The sequence below is a fragment of the Tessaracoccus pujii genome, from assembly GCF_055326215.1.
Genome location: NZ_JBUZNP010000004.1, coordinates 193,555 through 210,231 on the forward strand (window position 1 = coordinate 193,555; position 16,677 = coordinate 210,231).

Genomic DNA, 16,677 nt, shown 5'->3' on the forward strand with positions numbered 1-16,677 from the left:
TGCCCGATCAGGAGCTGGACCGCACCACCAGCTCCGCCTGCAACAGTTCGCTGCGAGCCTCCTGGCCGGACAACAACTCGGCCAGGAGGTCCACCGCACGAATGCCCAGCTCGCGGAACGGTTGGCGTACCGTCGTCAGGGGTGGGTAGAAGAAGTCGGCTCCGGGGATGTCGTCGAAGCCCGTGACGGCGACGTCCCCCGGGACGCTCAGGCCGCGCTCACGGCAGGCCTGCAAGGCCCCCAACGCCATGTAATCGTTGCTGGCGAACACAGCATCGACCCCCTGGTCCAGGAGGCGCTGCATCGCGGCGTAGCCGGAGCCTGCCGTCCAATCACCTTCGGCCACCAAATGCGCGTGCTCATCGCCGGCGAACCGGCGCCACTCCTCACGTCTGGCATCAGCGTCGACCCATCCCCGAGGTCCGGCGATGTGGCCGATTCGGGGCCCGTGAGCGCGCAAGTGCAACAGCAACTCTCTGGCCCCACCCGCCTGGTTCACGGAGACCGTGGACAGGCGTTCCGCCGGGGGCTCGTCGCTCGCCACGAGCACCACCGGGGTCCGGCCTGCGGCCCAGATGGCCCCCCTGACGTGGAGAGTGGTGTTCCCCATGACGACTATTCCCTCGACACGCTCGTTGTGCAGCGTCTCCAGCGCCCGCCGGAGGGAGGCGGCGTCCGTGTCGGACGTCGTGATAACGCGGGGCGAGTAACCGTGATCGCGCGCCGCGGCCTCGACCGCAGACAGCAGAAGCATCTGGCCCATCACTCCAGATCCCGAATCAACCACTCCGATTGCTCCTGAGCGGTTCGTAGCAAGTCCGCGCGCCATAGGGCTGCGGCGGTAGTCGAGTTGGCGGATCCCGGCCATCACGCGCTCGCGCGTGGCGGGTTGCACGCGGTCGGGTGTGTTCAGTACTCGGGAGACGGTCTGCGCTGATACGCCGGTCAGCCGAGCGACATCATGGATCGTGGGCGCCCCGCTTCGACGTCGGACCTCGCTCATGGGCCTCCTCCTTCACGACCGTGCGGGCCCGGAGTGATCCGGACCCGCACGTGTTCACTTCTGACTCACACCCGCCCTGTCAGGCCAGGAGTGACTCCTCACGGCTGCGGAAATAGGAGACACTGTCCGCCACCATGCGGTCAAGTATTTCGGCATCCACGCGCCCATTGCGGGCTACGTAGGGGCTGGCGCCGGGGCCCAGCGGCTCCGGGGTGACGTAGCGCCCCTCGGTGTTGGCGCCAATCAGATACAGCGCCATGATGATGGCGTCGATGTCCATGGTGCCCGAGCCCAGAGCCAAGCGGTTCGAGTCGGCCATATGCAGGTTGACGAGGCGATCACCCGCCTGCAGGACAGCCTCCGCGATGCTCGGCTCACCGGCCTGCATGTGGAAGACATCACCGTTGATGTGCTGGACGCCAGGATGGTCAACCGCCTCGATGTACTCGATCGCCCCGGTCACGGTCGTAACCAGCGTGACTTCGTCCCTGCGGATGGGCTCGATGGCGGCCTTGATCCCCGTCTCGGTGAACACGTCAGCCACCAGCCGCAAGGCTGCGACCGAACGGTCGAACTCGTAGGCGTCATACTCTACGGCGCGACCCACAGCGCCCGGGACGACGAGCAGGTAGGAGCCACCCATGTCGCGAGTGAAGGCCGCCTCGCGCCGGATGTAGTCGAGGGCCGCCTGCTGCTGGTGCGGCCGGTTGGACGCCAGATCGTTGTCCTCGGAGAACATTCCGCAGACTCCGGACACCTTCATGCCGTGGCTGTCCAGCAGGGCCCGGGTCTCGTCGACCTGGTATCCCAAGTCCGGGCCATAGTGGTTGCCGTGGAGTTCGATGTACTCGAGGCCGGAGCGAGCCAGTCGCTCGACCGAGACCTCCAGGGGCTCGATCCCGAAGCCCCAGTTCGACCAGGAGAGGTTCAGGCGACGCTCAAATCGTTCGGGGTTCCGCTCGCGCGCTTGCTGGAACTCCTGCGCCAGCTCGGCACGCTTCTTCTCGTAGTTCTGCATGGGTTCTCGTCCTTCCGTGGGGAGGGGCGCTGCCGCCCCTCCCCCGCTGGATTGGTGTCTTGTCAGATCACTGGTATTCGGCGACGTTGGACTCGTCGATGACGAGCACGTCCACCGGCTGCTCGGACTCGATGGAACCGCCCTGAGCGAGCTCAACCGCTTGCTCGATGCCCAACTTGCCCATGAGGGCTGACTGCTGGGCAACGGTGGCGACGAGGGTGCCCTCGGCGACCGCAGCGACGGCGTCCGCACCACCATCGATGCCGATGACCTTGACCTCACCCTGCTTCCCCGCAGAGTTGATGGCCTCAATGGCCCCCAGCGCCATCTCGTCGTTCATCGGGAGGAAGGCGGTCAGGTCAGGGTTAGCCTGGAGGATGTTCTGGGCGACGGTGAGGCCTTCGGAGCGCTGGTAGTTGGCCGTTTGGGTCGCGACCAGCTCGATGTCCGGGTACTCGGCCATCACGTTCTCGAAGCCAGTACCACGGTCGATGGCGGAGGAGGCTCCGGGCACGCCCTCGAGGATGGCGATCTTGCCGGAGCCGCCGATGGCCTCGAACAAGGTCTCTGCGGTCACCTCGCCGGCCGTCACGTTGTCGGTGCCAATGTGGGCTTCAACATCGCCGCCTTCGGCCCGGCGGTCGACGGTGATGACCGGGATGCCGGCGTCGTTGAGAGCCTCCACGGAGCTGACGATGGCCTCGCCGTCGGTGGGGTTGAGGACTGCGACGTCGACGCCTTGGCTGATGAAGTTGAGGATGTCGTTCGCCTGCTTGTTGGGATCGTCACCGGCATCGGCGAAGAGCACCTCGACGCCCTCCTCGGCGTCGGCCTCGTCGACGCCGTCCTTCATGGACACGAAGAACGGGTTCTGCATTGTGGAGATCGAGAAACCGACCACCACCTCTTCGGACCCAGTGGCCGCGGTTTCCTCCGACTCAGCGGCTGCGGTTGCCTCGCCCGTGGGCTCGGCCTCCTCGGTGATGGGGTCACCGCTGCCGCAGGCGGCGAGCAGGAGGCTACTGGCGGCGAAGGCCGCGAGGAGTGACTTCTTGATGTTGTGCATGGTGTTCCTTCCTTGTGGGTTCTGTACGCTGACGGATCGTTCGATTCCGTCAGGAAGACTTGGCCTCGCGCTGCTGGCGGTAGTTCTCGATCAGGACCGCGAGGGCGATGACCGCACCGATGACCACCTGCTGCCAGAACGACGAGACGTTGAGGAGGTTGAGGCCGTTCCGTAGGACGCCGATGATCAGGACGCCGATGGCCGTTCCGACGATCGATCCGTAACCGCCGGCCAGGCTGGCCCCACCGATGACCACGGCTGCGATGACGTCGAGCTCGATGCCGGTGCCAGCTGTGGGCTGCGCCGACCCGAGCCGCGAGGTCATCATGACGCCGCCGACGCCGGCGAGCAGTCCGGCGACGGCGTAGACGGCGAGCGTCATCTTCCGTACCGGCAGACCGGAGAGGCGCGCGACTTCATAGTTGGCGCCCACGGCGAACAAGCCCCGTCCCGCCGGCGCCCAGCGGAAGTACAGCGCTGCCAGAACCATGAGGACCACCGCGATGATCACGGAGGTCGGGAGCCAGCCGCCGAGGTAGAAGGTCGTGAGGTCGCGGAAACCGTCCGGGTAACCGGACAGGGGGCGTCCCTCCATGATGACCAGTGCCAACCCTCGGGCGACGGACATCATCGCGAGGGTGGCGATGAAGGGCGGGAGCTTGCCGTAGACGATGAGCGTGCCGTTCGCGAGACCCGCGACGAGGCCCACGAGCAGGGCTACTCCGACGGAGATCCAGACGTTCAGGCCGTGCGTGACGTGGAGAACGCCAACGAAGGCGCCGGCCAGGGCCAGGACGGAACCGACCGACAGGTCAATGCCACCCAGGATGATGACCGCGGTGCCCCCAATGGCGAGGACGGCAAGAATGGCCACCTGCTGCCCAATGTTGAAGATGTTACTGAGCGTCAAGAACGTGGGTGACAGTAACGTCAGGAAGACGCAGAGGACGATGAGCGCGGCCAGCGGACCGGCAAACGTGGGCAGTCTCCGTCGCGTCTTGGCTTTGGGTCGAGTCCCCACCTTCTCGGCTCCCGGAGTCTCGGTCATGGTATTTGTCATGGAAGTTGTCCTCCTCAGTGGCTGCCTGCGCTGACGAGCGCTTGTTGGTGGCCCTCGACGGCGAGGTGCATGATGGCGGTTTCCGAGAACTCCTGTCGGTCGAGCACGCCGGTCAGGCGACCGTTGGATAGGACGGCGACGCGGTGGGAGATGCCCATCACCTCCGGGAGTTCGGAACTGACCGCGATGACGGCAGCGCCCCCGGCAGCCAGGTCACGCATGATCTGGTAGATCGCCGAACGCGCACCCACATCGATGCCGCGCGTCGGTTCGTCGAAGATGAAGACCTGGGGGTTCCGGCTGAGCCACTTGGCGATGACGCCCTTCTGCTGGTTCCCGCCGGAGAGGGTCTGGGCCAGCTGGAACATCTGGCCACGCAGGTTGACTCGTTCCTTGACCCGCAGTACCTCATCCCGAAGCTCAGCGCGGTTCACGACGCCTCTGAGAAAGCCGCGCGTGGGCAGCCCGATATTGTCTTCGATGGTGAGTCGTTGCGCCAACCCTTGGTTCTTCCGGTCCTCCGGTACCAGCACGATGGAGCGCGCGACGGCGTCCCTGGGACTGCGGATCCGCAACTCCTCACCACTCAGCAGAATCCGCCCGGACGTCGCCTTCCGGGCACCAGCGATGGTCTCGACGAGCTCGGTTCGGCCAGAGCCGACGAGGCCGGCGATTCCCAGAATCTCCCCTCGGCGCAGTTCGAAGGAGACGTCCTTGAACTCCCCGGTACGGGAGAGGCCTTCAACAGTGAGGAGGACCTCATCCGTGGCTGGCGGGAGGTCCGGGTAGATGTTGTCCAGGTCTCGTCCCACCATGGAAGCCACCAGTTCCGTCACCGCGACGTTACTGCTGTCCCAGTCGGCCACGCGGGCACCGTCGCGGAGGGTGACGATCTCGTCGCCCACAGCGGGGATCTCCGCGAGGCGGTGAGTGATCCAGACGATTCCGACACCTTCGTCCCGCAGGCTTCGCACGATGCCGTACAGCGTCTCCACCTCATCCTGACCCAGGGACGCCGTGGGCTCGTCAAAAACGAGGATCCGCGGCTCCTGGGACAGCGCCTTCGCGATCTCCACCAGCTGCTGGATTGCTACCGAGCAGCTCGCCGTGGGAGTGGTGGGTTCGAGGTGTCCAAGCCCGACACGCTTGAGGAGATCTGCTGCCCCACGGTTCATCGTGCGGCGGTCGACGAGTCCGTGCCGCTTGGGGACACGCCCCAGGAAGATGTTCTCGGCGAGGGTCAGGTTGGGAAGAAGCGACAGCTCCTGGTGGATGAGCACTACGCCCGCCAGTGCGGAGTCGTGCGGGCCAGACGGGCGGTAGGGCTCGCCGTCCAGGGTCATCGAACCCTCGTCGGGGATGTACACCCCCGAGAGGACCTTCATGAGGGTGGACTTGCCCGCGCCGTTCTCCCCGATCAGGGCAACGGAGCGGCCGTAGCGGACATCGAAGTCCACCCCGTCGAGCGCCTTGACTCCCGGGAACCGCTTCGTGATCCCCCGAAGGGACAGCCCCTTCTCCAGTGGCGGGGCGCCATCGTCGTGGATCACGAGAGACCCAGTTCCTCGTTGCCCGGGCCGTAGTGCTTGAGCAGCACGAGCGGCTCGGAGTCGGAGTGGTTCTCAATGGTCACGCCGCGGGCGGCTGCGGTGGCGGTCACGAAGTACTCGTCCCGTGTCAGATCGTTGATGCGAACCATGGTGATCGCTGCCAGCGGCTGGCCGTCGATGCTGCCGTGACCCTGCACAGCGACGAGGCCATAGGCGTCCGACTCGTCGATGGTGGCGCGGCCACCGGGCAGCACCGTCAGTTCCTTGGCGGAGAAGTCCCGGGACTTGTAGACGATCCACCGCTCCACGAACTGTCCCGCACCGTGTTCCTTGGAGAACTCGGTCTCCCAAGGCGCAGTCGAACGATGGGCGTGGAAGTCGGGATCGATGTTGAGCTCCCAGTCCAGCATGTCCACCAAGTACGCGTAGTCGCCGTGGTGGGCGGAAGGTACGTCCTTCCAGAGGATGTCGGCGCCCACTTCCATGTTGTTCGACCAGGATTCGAACATCGACAGCACGTCGGAGGCGCGCTGCGGCTCGTAAGTGCAGACCGACGATGGTGCGTGAAGCACTCCAGCCGGCACGTCCCAGCCCTCGCCGACGCGTGTGCGGTAGCCCATCGACAACTCGGTGATCCGGTTGTCGCCGCCGCGTTCGTGGCGCGACAGGTACTCGACTACCTGATCCTTGGTCGTCTCGGGGTGGAGGCCGATGTACATGATCGACTGCTCGCCGAGGTAGTTGTTCATCTGCGGCGAGAAGTAGTAGGCCTCCGGCTTTCCGCGCTTGCCGAGAGGAACCATGTCCTCGTCCTTCGGATGCATGTGGAAGGGGAGCGGCAGGAGGTTGTCGAAGAATTTGGAGTAGGCCGCCCAGTGACCCTCGTCAGACCACATGCGCTCGCCGATGACATCGCCTTTCAGGGAACCGACGATCTCGTCGAACGGAACCAGGACGCCGTCCGGGCTGATGGCCAGACTGAGTCCCTCGTACGGGCCGGTGCCCGGTCCGTTGTCCGCCCGGATCGCCGAGCCAAGCCAGCGCTCGTCGATCCCGCCCCGCCCCTTGGCGAAGGGGTAGTAGTCGTGCGGGTGCAGCCTCAGCCGTCGGCCGGGCGTGCAGAAGGCACGGGGAACCCAAGCGGGAGCGAGGCGCAGGACGCCGTTGCCGGCCTCCATGACAGCGTCGATGGCACCGCGACCGTGGTCGACGGGCAGGTTGAAGGTGGTTGCCGATTCATTCATCTGAGGAGCTCCTTCGTGAGTCAGGAGGCCTGCGAGAAAGGCAGGCCCTTGCGCAGCAGGACGTTGGCCCACAGCCTCAACTCGCCTGTGGCGATGACGCAGTAGGCCTCCCGTGCGAGGTCGTAGTAGGCCCAACGGTCGACCATCTCGTGCTCCACAACACCGGTTGCGGCCACGATCTCGTCCTGCACGCTCGGACGGGGCGAGAGATTGGACTCCATCAGAACCGGGGGATGGTCCTCGTCGAGCGACAGGACGGAGGCCACTGCGTGCGTCATGCGAACGATGTCGACACCCGGGGCCTCAAAGACCCTGACGTTGGTTCGGTGCGCGGGGAAGTTGGCGTCGACGATGAGAACACCGTCCGAGTGCCCCATGTCATCCAGAGCCTTGAGCATGCTCCCCGTCAGGACGGGATCGATACCTATCAACACTTCTATTCGCCCTTCGTTGCGCGATTGATAGACGTGATGTTACCGGTGCCATTCGCATGTGTCAAGACACCGAGGAGGGCGGATTCACAGGGGGGCCTCCGTCCGATGGCACCGGTGCCATCGGACCGGTCGGCGGCCGCCATCCGATCGACGCCTCTGGCAGACTCTGGGCTGAACAGATGTCCGTTTACTGAAACTTGCAGGGGCAGTGTCATTAATTGGGTCAATGTGATCTAGTCTGGCTCCATGCTTTCCGACGAGAACACGCAGCCGATCTGGAGCAGCTCCCCGCTGGATCCCAGCGAGGCGCTCGCTCTGGGGTCAAGTCCCGGCTAGTGGTGTAGCGGGGTTCCTTCGTTAGGCGGTGAGGGCTAGGGGCTCGGTCACCTCCTCGGTGGGGACGGGTGTGAGGCGGCAGCGGGTGAGGATGTCGAGTCCGAGGTAGCGGCGGCCTTCGGCCCATTCGTCGGTTTGCTCGGCCAGGACGGCTCCGACGAGGCGGATGATTGCGGCGCGGTTGGGGAAGATCCCGACGGCGTCGGTGCGCCGTCGGATCTCCTTGTTGAGGCGTTCGGCGGGGTTGTTGGACCAGATCTGGGTCCAGACGTCCTTCGGGAAGCCGGTGAACGCCAACACATCGGCGCGAGCGGCGTCGAGGTGTTCCGCGACGGCGGGGAGCTTGTCGCTCGTGTAGTCCAGGAGCCGGTCGAACTGGGCCTCGACGGAGGATGCGTCGGGTTGGTCGTAGACCGAGTGCAGCATCGCTTTGACCGCGGGCCACATCGTCTTGGGGGTCATTGACATGAGGTTGGCGGAGTAGTGGGTGCGGCAGCGTTGCCAGATGGCGCCGGGCAGGTTGGCCGCGATCGCTTCGATCAAACCAGGGTGGGCGTCGCTGGTGACGAGCCGGACGCCGGCCAGTCCGCGGGCGACCAGGTCGGCGAAGAACGTGTTCCAGGCGGTCTTGGTCTCGGAGGTGGCGACCTGGAGGCCGAGGACCTCGCGGTGGCCGTCGCCGTTGACGCCGGTGGCCACCAGCACGACGGCGTTGATCACCCGGCCGCCTTCGCAGACCTTCATGGTGAGCGCGTCGGCGGCGACGAACGTGAACGGGCCGGCGTCTGCGAGGGGACGGTGTCGGAACTCGTTGACGTGCTGGTCGAGCTCGGCGGCCATCCGGGAGACCTGGGACTTCGAGAGTCCGTAATGCCCAGGGTTTTGACGAGCTTGTCCATTCGGCGGGTGGACACCCCGGCGAGGTAGCAGTCCGCGACCACGGTGATCAGGGCGGTCTCGGCTCGTTTGCGGCGCTCCAGGAGCCATTCGGGGAAGTAGGAGCCGGTTCGCAGTTTCGGGACGGCGACGTCGACGGTGCCGACGCGGGTGTCGAGGGGTCGGTGGCGGTAGCCGTTGCGTTGCGCGAGCCGGTCGGCCGAGGGCTGGCCCCATTCGGCTCCGCAGACCTGGTCGGCGTCAGCGGATAGGAGGGCGTTGATCAGGGTCTGCAGGAGGGTGCGCATCATGTCGGGCGAGGCCTGGGTGAGCAGGTTGCCCAGCACGTGGGCGGGGTCGACAATGTGTGGAGCGGTCATCGTGGTGATGTCCCTTTCGAGAGAGCTGTGAGAGGTGAACTCGAAGGATCCCACGGTGACCGCGCCATCATCTTCCGACTCGGCCACCGGGGCTACACCACTATGAGGGACTTAACTCGCTCTGGCCACCCCCGCCAACCCCAAGCACACCGTCGAGGGGTTCCTGGCCGAGTTCCTGCACGAACTGCACAACCGGCAGGGCGTCAACCTCGCCGACGCCAGCCCCCACGACCAGTACCAGGCGCTCGGCAGCGCGGTGCGCCACTACCTCATGGACGAGTGGCTGGAGACCAACCAGCGCAACAAGCAGGGCGCCAGCCGCACCGTGGGCTACCTCTCGGCCGAATACCTCCTCGGCCCGCAGCTGGAGAACGCGCTGCTGGCGGCTGACCTGGAGGAGATCGCGACGGAGGCGCTGCGCCAGTGCGGCATCGATCTGCGCAGCCTGCTCCCCCAGGAGGTGGAGCCCGGCCTCGGCAACGGCGGTCTCGGGCGCCTCGCCGCCTGCTTCATCGATTCCCTGGCCACCATGGACGTCCCCTGCATCGGGTACGGCATCCGCTACGAGTACGGCATCTTCCGCCAGACGTTCGTCGACGGCCGCCAGGTCGAGGAACCCGACACATGGCTCGAGCTCAGCTCGCCGTGGGAGTTCCCGCACCCCGAGGAGGCCGTGGAGGTCGGCTTCGCCGGGCACGTCGAGGACGTGACGGAGACCGACGGCACCGTGCGTCGCCGCTGGGTGCCCGGCTGGCGCTTCATGGGCGTGCCCTACAACTACCTCGTCCCCGGCTACCGCAACGGGCGCGTCAACACCCTGCGCCTCTGGCGTTCCCAGGCGGTCCGCGACTTCGACCTGCAGATCTTCAACTCCGGCGACTACATCGAGGCCGTCCGGGCCCAGACCTTCGCCGGCAACATCTCCAAGGTCCTCTACCCCGAGGACTCCACGCCGCAGGGCAAGGAGCTGCGCCTGCAGCAGCAGTACTTCTTCGTCGCCTGTTCACTGGGCGACTTCATCGACAACCAGCTCGAGGACGACTTCGACATCCGTCGGCTCGGCGAGCGTGTGATCTTCCAGCTCAACGACACCCACCCCGTCATCGCCGTCCCGGAACTGATGCGCATCCTGCTCGACGAGTACGGTCTGGAGTTCGACGAGGCGTGGGAGACCACCCAGGCCTGCTTTGCCTACACCTGCCACACGCTCCTGCCGGAGGCACTCGAGGTCTGGTCCACCGACCTGCTGGGCAGGCTGCTGCCGCGGCACCTGGAGATCATCTTCGCCATCAACGAGAAGTTCATGGCGGAGGTCCGCTCGGCCTACCCCGGCGACGAGGACCGCGCCCGCCGCATGTCCATCGTCACCGAGCTCCCCTCCCCCGCCGTCCGCATGGCGCACCTGGCCACCGTCGCGGGCTCCAAGGTCAACGGCGTGGCCGAGCTCCACAGCGAGCTGCTGCGCGACAAGGTCCTGCCGGACTTCTCGTCCCTGTGGCCCGAGAAGTTCACCAACGTGACCAACGGCGTCACCCCGCGCCGGTTCATGAAGCTGGCCAACCCGCGCCTGTCGCGGCTCATCACCGAGGCGATCGGCGAGGACTGGGTCACCGACCTCGACGAGCTGCGCAAGCTGGAGGCCTTCGCCGACGACGCCGAGTTCCGTCGCCGGTTCCGCGAGGTCAAGAGCCGCAACCAGGACGTCCTCCGGGCGGTCCTCAAGCGTCGCGACGGGCTGGACCTCCCCGAGGGCCACCTGTTCGACGTCATGGTCAAGCGCCTGCACGAGTACAAGCGCCAGACCCTCAAGCTGCTCCACGTCGTCTCGCTGTACGAGCAGGTGGTCTCCGGGAAGGTTCCGGCCTCGGCGCTCACCCCGCGGACCGTGCTCTTCGGCGCCAAGGCCGCCCCGGGCTACCGAATGGCCAAGGAGATCATCCACCTCATCAACTCCGTCGCGGAGGTGGTCAACGCCGACGCACGGCTCGAGGGCCGCCTGAAGGTGGCGTTCCCCGCCAACTACAACGTGACGCTGGCGGAGCGGCTGATCCCGGCCGCCGACCTGTCGGAGCAGATCTCGCTCGCGGGCATGGAAGCTTCCGGTACCGGCAACATGAAGTTCGCCCTCAACGGCGCGCTGACCATCGGCACGGACGACGGCGCGAACGTCGAGATCCGCAAGCTGGTGGGCGACGACAACTTCTTCCTCTTCGGCATGGACGAGCCCGCCGTCGCGGCGGCGAAGGAGCAGGGCTACCGTGCCCGGGACTTCTACGAGTCCGACGAGCGGCTGCGCGCCACGATCGACCTCATCAACTCCGGCGCGTTCGCCGACGGTGACGGTGACCGGTTCGCCGGCGTGACCGGTGCCCTGCTCGACGAGGACCGCTACATGGCGCTGGCGGACTTCGACAGCTACGTGACCGCGCAGGAGGCCGTCGAGGCCAAGTACGCCGACCAGGAGGCTTGGACGCGTTCGGCCATCCTCAACGTCGCCCGCACGGGCTTCTTCTCCTCCGACCGCTCCATGCGGGACTACCTGGACCGGATTTGGCACGCGCATCCGGTGCCGACCGGCCACAGCTACGCCTGAGGCAATCTCGGGCCAGCGGCGGGGGTGTTGCTCAGACCAACTGGGCGGCGCCCCCGCCGTCGTGTTCCACGATCTCGCCGAGCACCCAGCTCTGGACCCCACGGGCGCCGAGGACGGACTGCGCCCCGTCGGCCTGGTCAGCGGGCAGGATGGCGACCATGCCGACGCCCATGTTGAGGGTGGCGTCGATGTCGGCCTGCGAGATCCGCCCGACCCGCTGCACGAGCTGGAAGATCGCGGGCGGGGTCCAGCTGGAGCGCTGCAGCACCGCGACCATGTCGCCGGGGATGACCCGGGCGAGGTTGTTGGCGAGGCCGCCGCCGGTGATGTGGCTCATGGCGTGCACCTCGACCTGTCCGATGAGGTCCAGGACGTCGAGCGCGTAGATGCGGGTGGGCTCGAGCAGCTCCTCGCCGAGCGTGCGGCCGAGCTCGTCGACGTGCCGGTCCAGCGCCCAGCCGGCGCCCGACAGCAGGACGTGCCGCACCAGGGAGTAGCCGTTGGAGTGCAGGCCCGACGCGGCCATGGCGACGACGGCGTCACCGACGCGGACCCGCTCGGGGCCGAGGATCTTCGAGCGCTCCACGACGCCCGTGGTCGCGCCGGCGATGTCGTACTCGTGCGGCTGCAGGAGGCCCGGGTGCTCGGCGGTTTCGCCGCCGACGAGCGAGCAGCCGGCCGCGAGGCAGCCGTCGGCGATGCCCTTGACGATGTCCGCGATGCGCTCCGGCACGACCTTGCCGCAGGCGATGTAGTCGGTGACGAACAGCGGCTCGGCGCCGCAGACCACGAGGTCGTCGACCAGCATGCCGATGAGGTCGATGCCGATGGTGTCGTGCTTGTCCATGGCCTGCGCCACGGCCACCTTGGTGCCGACGCCGTCGGTGGAGGTGGCGAGCACCGGGTGCTGGTAGCCCTTGAGCGCCGACGCGTCGAAGAAGCCGGCGAACCCGCCGAGCCCGCCGAGCACCTCGGGGCGCCGGGTGGCGGCGACGTGGGCCTTCATGAGGTCGACGGCGCGGTCGCCGGCCTCGATGTCGACGCCCGCGGCGGCGTAGGCGCTCGTGTCGCTCATGACCTCTCCTCCAGTTTCAGCAGCTCGGCCTGGGCCGGCGGGATGGCGACGGGATACTGCCCGTCGAAGCAGGCCCGGCAGAGCTGGTCGGCCGGCACCTGGGTGGCGGCGGTCAGCCCGTCGAGCGAGATGTAGCCCAGCGAGTCGGCGCCGAGCGAGCGGCGGATCTCCTCCACGGTGAGCCCGGGGGCGATGAGCTCGGCGCGGGTGGCGAAGTCGATGCCGTAGAAGCACGGCCACTGCACCGGCGGCGACGAGATCCGCACGTGCACCTCGCGGGCGCCGGCCTCGCGCAGCATGCGCACCAGGGCGCGCTGCGTGTTGCCGCGGACGATGGAATCGTCGACGACGACCAGCCGCTTGCCCTCGATGACCTCGCGGAGCGGGTTGAGCTTGAGCCGGATGCCGAGCTGGCGGATGGTCTGGCTGGGCTGAATGAAGGTACGACCCACGTAGGCGTTCTTCACCAGGCCCTGGCCGTAGGGGATGCCCGAGGCCTGCGCGTAGCCGATGGCCGACGGCGTCCCCGACTCGGGCACCGGGATGACGAGGTCCGCCTCCACGGGATGCTCCTCGGCGAGCTTCTGCCCGATCCGGACCCGTACCGTGTGCACGCCGCGCCCGGCGATGGTGGTGTCCGGCCGGGCGAGGTAGACGTATTCGAAGATGCAGCCCTTGGGTTCGGCCTCGGCGAACCGCACGGAGCGCAGGCCGCGCTCGTCGATGGCGAGGAACTCGCCGGGCTCGACCTCGCGGACGAAGCTGGCGCCGACGATGTCCAGCGCGGCGGTCTCCGAGGCGACGACCCAACCGTTGGCCAGGCGCCCGATGACGAGCGGGCGGAACCCCTGGGGGTCGCGCGCGGCGAACAGGGTGCGCTCCGTCATGAAGGTGAGACAGAAGGCCCCCCGCAGGCGGGGCAACACCTTCATGGCCACCGACTCGACGGGCTCCTCGCCGAAGCTCGCCATCAGCGCGGTCACCAGCGACGTGTCGTTGGTGGAGTCCATGGTCTTCTTCTCGGGCACCCGCTCCGTGGGGTCCAGCTCCGCCAGCCACGCCTCGAGTTCGTGGGTGTTGGTGAGGTTGCCGTTGTGCGCCAGCGCCAGTCCCCCGGCATGCGTGGCGCGGAACGTGGGCTGGGCGTTGTGCCACACGCTGGCGCCGGTCGTCGAGTAGCGGGTGTGGCCGATGGCGAGCCGGCCCGGGAGCGACTTCAGGGTGGCCTCGTTGAACACCTGGCTGACCAGCCCCATGTCCTTGTAGACCATGATCCGCTGGAGGTTGCTCACCGCGATGCCGGCGGACTCCTGGCCACGGTGCTGCAGAGCGAACAGCCCGAAGAAAGTCAGCTGGGCGACGTCCTCCTCGGGCGCCCAGACGCCGAAGACGCCACACTCTTCCTTGGGACCCTCATAGCCTGGCACGCGCCAGACTCTACCCGCTGGGGGCATGACGGGTGACGCGCGCCCATCGGTCACGGGCCGGTGGCGCCTCCCGGGTGGAGTGAGACCTGCGTCGCCTTGACCACTGCCGTCACGGTCAGGTCCGGGGTCAGCGACAGGTCCCGGACCGCGGCCGGGGTGAGGTCTGCGGCGATGCGCTGACCGGCAACCTCCAGCGTGACCCGCTGCACGGGCCAGCGATCCTCGATGCCCACCACGGTTGCGGGCAGCTCATTGCGTGGGCTGCCGTGGGGCGCCGCCCGGAAGATGCTGACTGCCGCCGGCGAGAACACCGCGCGGGTCGGGCCGGCGGGTAGGTCGTCGCGGGAGAGGCCGGCGATCGCCGTCGACGCGTCGAGCCACACGGCTGAGTCGCCCCGCGACTGCCCGTGGAGCAGGTTCACCCCGACGAACCCGGCGAGAAACGCCGACGAGGGTCGCTCCCCGAGATCGTCGACGGCGCCCTCTGCCACCACCGCACCGTCGGCCAGCTCGATCATGCGGTCCGCCAGCGTCACGACGTCGAGGAAGTCGTGGGTGACGAGGAGGGTGGTCACGCCCTGCAGCCGTTCGCGCAGCAGACGCCGGAGCTCGGGCGCCACGGTGGCGTCCAGCGCGGCCATGGGCTCGTCGAGGAGGACCACCTCGGGGTCGGCGGCGAGCGACCTGGCCACCGAGACCCGCTGCGCCTGCCCCCCGGACAGCTCCGCAGGGCGCCGGTCGGCGAGGTCCCGGCACCCCACGGCGGCCAACTCGTCGAGCGCCCGCCGCCTTGAGACCGCGCGACCGATCCCGCGCGCGCGCAGCCCGAAGGCCACGTTGTCCACCACGCTGAGATGGGGGAAGAGCAGCGAGCGTTGTTCCACGTAGCCGAAGCGCCTCAGGTGCGGCGGGACGTGCCCGCCCGGGCCGGAGAGGTCGCGGCCGTGCACTGTCACCACCCCGGCGTCGGGGGCCAGCTCGCCAGAGATCAGCTGCAGGAGGCTGGATTTGCCGGCGCCGTTGGGGCCGATCACCGCCACCGTCGAGCCCTCCGGGATGACGACGTCGAGGTGGAGTCCGCGGGACGCGTGGGTGGCCTGGATCCGGATCGCCTCAGACATCCCGACTCCCGGTGCGCAGGGCGACGAAGACGATCAGGGCCGCCACGGTCAGCAGCACGACGGCGAGCGCGACGGCCAGGTCGGTGTCGGACTCACGCAGCAGGTAGATCTCCAGCGGCAGCGTCCGGGTCACGCCCTGCAGTGACCCGGCGAAGGTGAGCGTGGCGCCGAACTCCCCCAACGCGCGGGCGAAGGCCAACGCCGCCCCGGTCAGCACGGCGGGCGCCGCCAGTGGCAGGGTGACCCGCCTGAACACGTGCGACGGCGAGGCCCCGAGGTGCGCGGCGGCGCGCTCGTAGTGCGTGCCCGTGGACCGCAGCGCCCCCTCTAGCGAGACCACCAGGAAGGGGAGGGCCACGAAGGTCTGGGCCACCACGACGGCGGCGGTGGTGAAGCCGATCTCGATCCCGATGACGGCCAGCGGAGCGCCGACCAGGCCGCGTCTGCCGAGCGTCGCGAGGAGGGCGAGGCCGGCGACGACGGGCGGCAGCACCATCGGCACCGTCACCACCGTGCGGGCCGCGGCCACCCAGCCGCCCGACGACCTGGCCAGCACCAGCGCCATCGGAACGCCCAGGATCAGGCAGATAACCGTCGAGGCAGCGCAGGTGCCCAGGCTGAGCAGGAGCGCGTCGCGGGCCCTGTCCGAGGCGAGCAGCTCGGCCATGCGGCCCCAGGGAGCACGGACGAGCAGCCCGAGCATCGGGATCACCAGCACCGTCATCCCCATCAGGAACGGCACCCAGGCCCACCTGGGGAGGAGCGTCGACCTCACGCTGGGGGGCCGAATCCGGCGGCCCGCAGCTCGTCCTGCCAGGGTCCGAGCACCGAGGCGACGAACTCCCGCGCCGCCCTGGGATGCGGCGCATCCCTCAGCACGGCGATCCAGTAGGTGTTGGCGTGCTTGTCGGCGCCGGGGATCTCGATGGACTCGACGCCGTCGCTGGACGCGGCATCAGTGGCGTAGGCCAGGCCTGCGTCGGCCTCCCCGGACGCCACCTTTCCGAGGACGTCGGCCACCCTGGTCTCCTCCGAGACGGGAGCCAACTCGAGACCAGCCGCGGCCGCCAGCGCGACGGCGGATGCCCCGCACGGCACCTCCGGGGCGCACGTCACGAGCTTGCCGCGACTGAGCGACGCGTCGAAACCGGTCACGCCGGCCGGGTTGCCGGCGGGGACGACGACCACGAGGCGGTTGGACGCGAAGGGTCGCGGCTCCCCCTCGATCAGCCCCGCGTCCACCGCGCGGTCCATCGTCGGACCGTCTGCGGACAGGAAGACATCGGCGGGTGCGCCCGAGCTGAGCTGGTCCACCAAACCGGCCGAGCCGTCGAAGCTGAACCGTGCGTCCGGGCTGACGTCTGCGAGCACCGTGCTCAACGACGAGGCGGCGAACACCACCGGCGCCTCATCCGGCTCCGCACCGCACGACGCCAGCGCAGCGCACGCGAGGAGCACGGTCCAGACGGACCCCTTCACCTGCGCCATGGGGGG

The 16,677-nt window shown here is 68.1% G+C and carries 13 protein-coding genes and 3 pseudogenes; 1 reads left to right on the plus strand and 15 read right to left on the minus strand.

Annotated elements, in window-relative coordinates; translation table 11 throughout:
• Positions 1–7: 7 nt before the first annotated feature.
• From ACZK5N_RS07260 to ACZK5N_RS07300, 9 genes and pseudogenes are all read right to left on the minus strand, one after another.
• Positions 8–763: a substrate-binding domain-containing protein gene (locus tag ACZK5N_RS07260; protein WP_463624800.1), complete on the minus strand. Its 756-nt coding sequence runs from the start codon at positions 761–763 to the stop codon at positions 8–10.
• An 84-nt stretch (positions 764–847) separates the two neighbouring features.
• Positions 848–1,003: pseudogene (locus tag ACZK5N_RS07265) on the minus strand (LacI family DNA-binding transcriptional regulator); the annotation flags it as partial.
• A gap of 79 nt (positions 1,004–1,082) precedes the next feature.
• Positions 1,083–2,021 (minus strand): sugar phosphate isomerase/epimerase family protein, encoded by a 939-nt coding sequence (locus ACZK5N_RS07270; RefSeq protein ID WP_078920154.1) that lies wholly within the window; start codon positions 2,019–2,021, stop codon positions 1,083–1,085.
• Between the two features lie 67 nt (positions 2,022–2,088).
• Positions 2,089–3,087, minus strand: coding sequence for a substrate-binding domain-containing protein (locus ACZK5N_RS07275; RefSeq protein WP_078920153.1), 999 nt, complete (start codon positions 3,085–3,087; stop codon positions 2,089–2,091).
• A gap of 49 nt (positions 3,088–3,136) precedes the next feature.
• The gene (locus ACZK5N_RS07280; RefSeq protein WP_463624744.1) at positions 3,137–4,147 is read right to left on the minus strand and encodes an ABC transporter permease; all 1,011 of its coding nucleotides are present in this window, start codon (positions 4,145–4,147) and stop codon (positions 3,137–3,139) included.
• A 14-nt stretch (positions 4,148–4,161) separates the two neighbouring features.
• Complete coding sequence (locus tag ACZK5N_RS07285) at positions 4,162–5,697, minus strand: sugar ABC transporter ATP-binding protein (RefSeq protein WP_197971752.1); 1,536 nt, start codon at positions 5,695–5,697, stop codon at positions 4,162–4,164.
• Positions 5,694–6,941, minus strand: coding sequence for a cupin domain-containing protein (locus ACZK5N_RS07290; RefSeq protein ID WP_197971751.1), 1,248 nt, complete (start codon positions 6,939–6,941; stop codon positions 5,694–5,696). The genes ACZK5N_RS07285 and ACZK5N_RS07290 overlap by 4 nt, the downstream gene beginning before the upstream one ends.
• Before the next feature lie 20 nt (positions 6,942–6,961).
• Positions 6,962–7,375 carry an RbsD/FucU family protein gene (locus tag ACZK5N_RS07295; RefSeq protein ID WP_078920151.1) on the minus strand — a complete coding sequence of 138 codons (414 nt, stop codon included), beginning with the start codon at positions 7,373–7,375 and terminating at the stop codon, positions 6,962–6,964.
• A gap of 357 nt (positions 7,376–7,732) precedes the next feature.
• Positions 7,733–8,967, minus strand: a pseudogene (locus tag ACZK5N_RS07300) (IS256 family transposase).
• Positions 8,968–9,130: 163 nt separating this feature from the next.
• On the opposite strand from ACZK5N_RS07300, the gene ACZK5N_RS07305 reads away from it, so the two are divergent.
• Positions 9,131–11,560, plus strand: a complete 2,430-nt coding sequence (locus tag ACZK5N_RS07305) for a glycogen/starch/alpha-glucan phosphorylase (RefSeq protein WP_463624801.1) — start codon at positions 9,131–9,133, stop codon at positions 11,558–11,560.
• 31 nt (positions 11,561–11,591) lie between these two features.
• On the opposite strand, the gene purM is transcribed toward ACZK5N_RS07305, so the two are convergent.
• From purM to modA, 6 genes and pseudogenes are all read right to left on the minus strand, one after another.
• Positions 11,592–12,635, minus strand: coding sequence for a phosphoribosylformylglycinamidine cyclo-ligase (gene purM / locus ACZK5N_RS07310; protein ID WP_463624745.1), 1,044 nt, complete (start codon positions 12,633–12,635; stop codon positions 11,592–11,594).
• Complete coding sequence (gene purF, locus ACZK5N_RS07315) at positions 12,632–14,089, minus strand: amidophosphoribosyltransferase (RefSeq protein WP_463624802.1); 1,458 nt, start codon at positions 14,087–14,089, stop codon at positions 12,632–12,634. Before purF ends, purM begins: the two co-directional genes overlap by 4 nt.
• Before the next feature lie 23 nt (positions 14,090–14,112).
• A complete protein-coding gene (locus ACZK5N_RS07320) occupies positions 14,113–14,703 on the minus strand; it encodes a TOBE domain-containing protein (RefSeq protein WP_463624803.1) in 591 nt (196 codons plus the stop codon).
• 54 nt (positions 14,704–14,757) lie between these two features.
• Positions 14,758–15,096: pseudogene (locus ACZK5N_RS07325) on the minus strand (ATP-binding cassette domain-containing protein); the annotation flags it as partial.
• A 79-nt stretch (positions 15,097–15,175) separates the two neighbouring features.
• Positions 15,176–15,925, minus strand: a complete 750-nt coding sequence (locus tag ACZK5N_RS07330) for an ABC transporter permease (RefSeq protein ID WP_463624746.1) — start codon at positions 15,923–15,925, stop codon at positions 15,176–15,178.
• 29 nt (positions 15,926–15,954) lie between these two features.
• A complete protein-coding gene (gene modA / locus ACZK5N_RS07335; RefSeq protein ID WP_463624747.1) occupies positions 15,955–16,671 on the minus strand; it encodes a molybdate ABC transporter substrate-binding protein in 717 nt (238 codons plus the stop codon).
• Between the last annotated feature and the right edge of the window lie 6 nt (positions 16,672–16,677).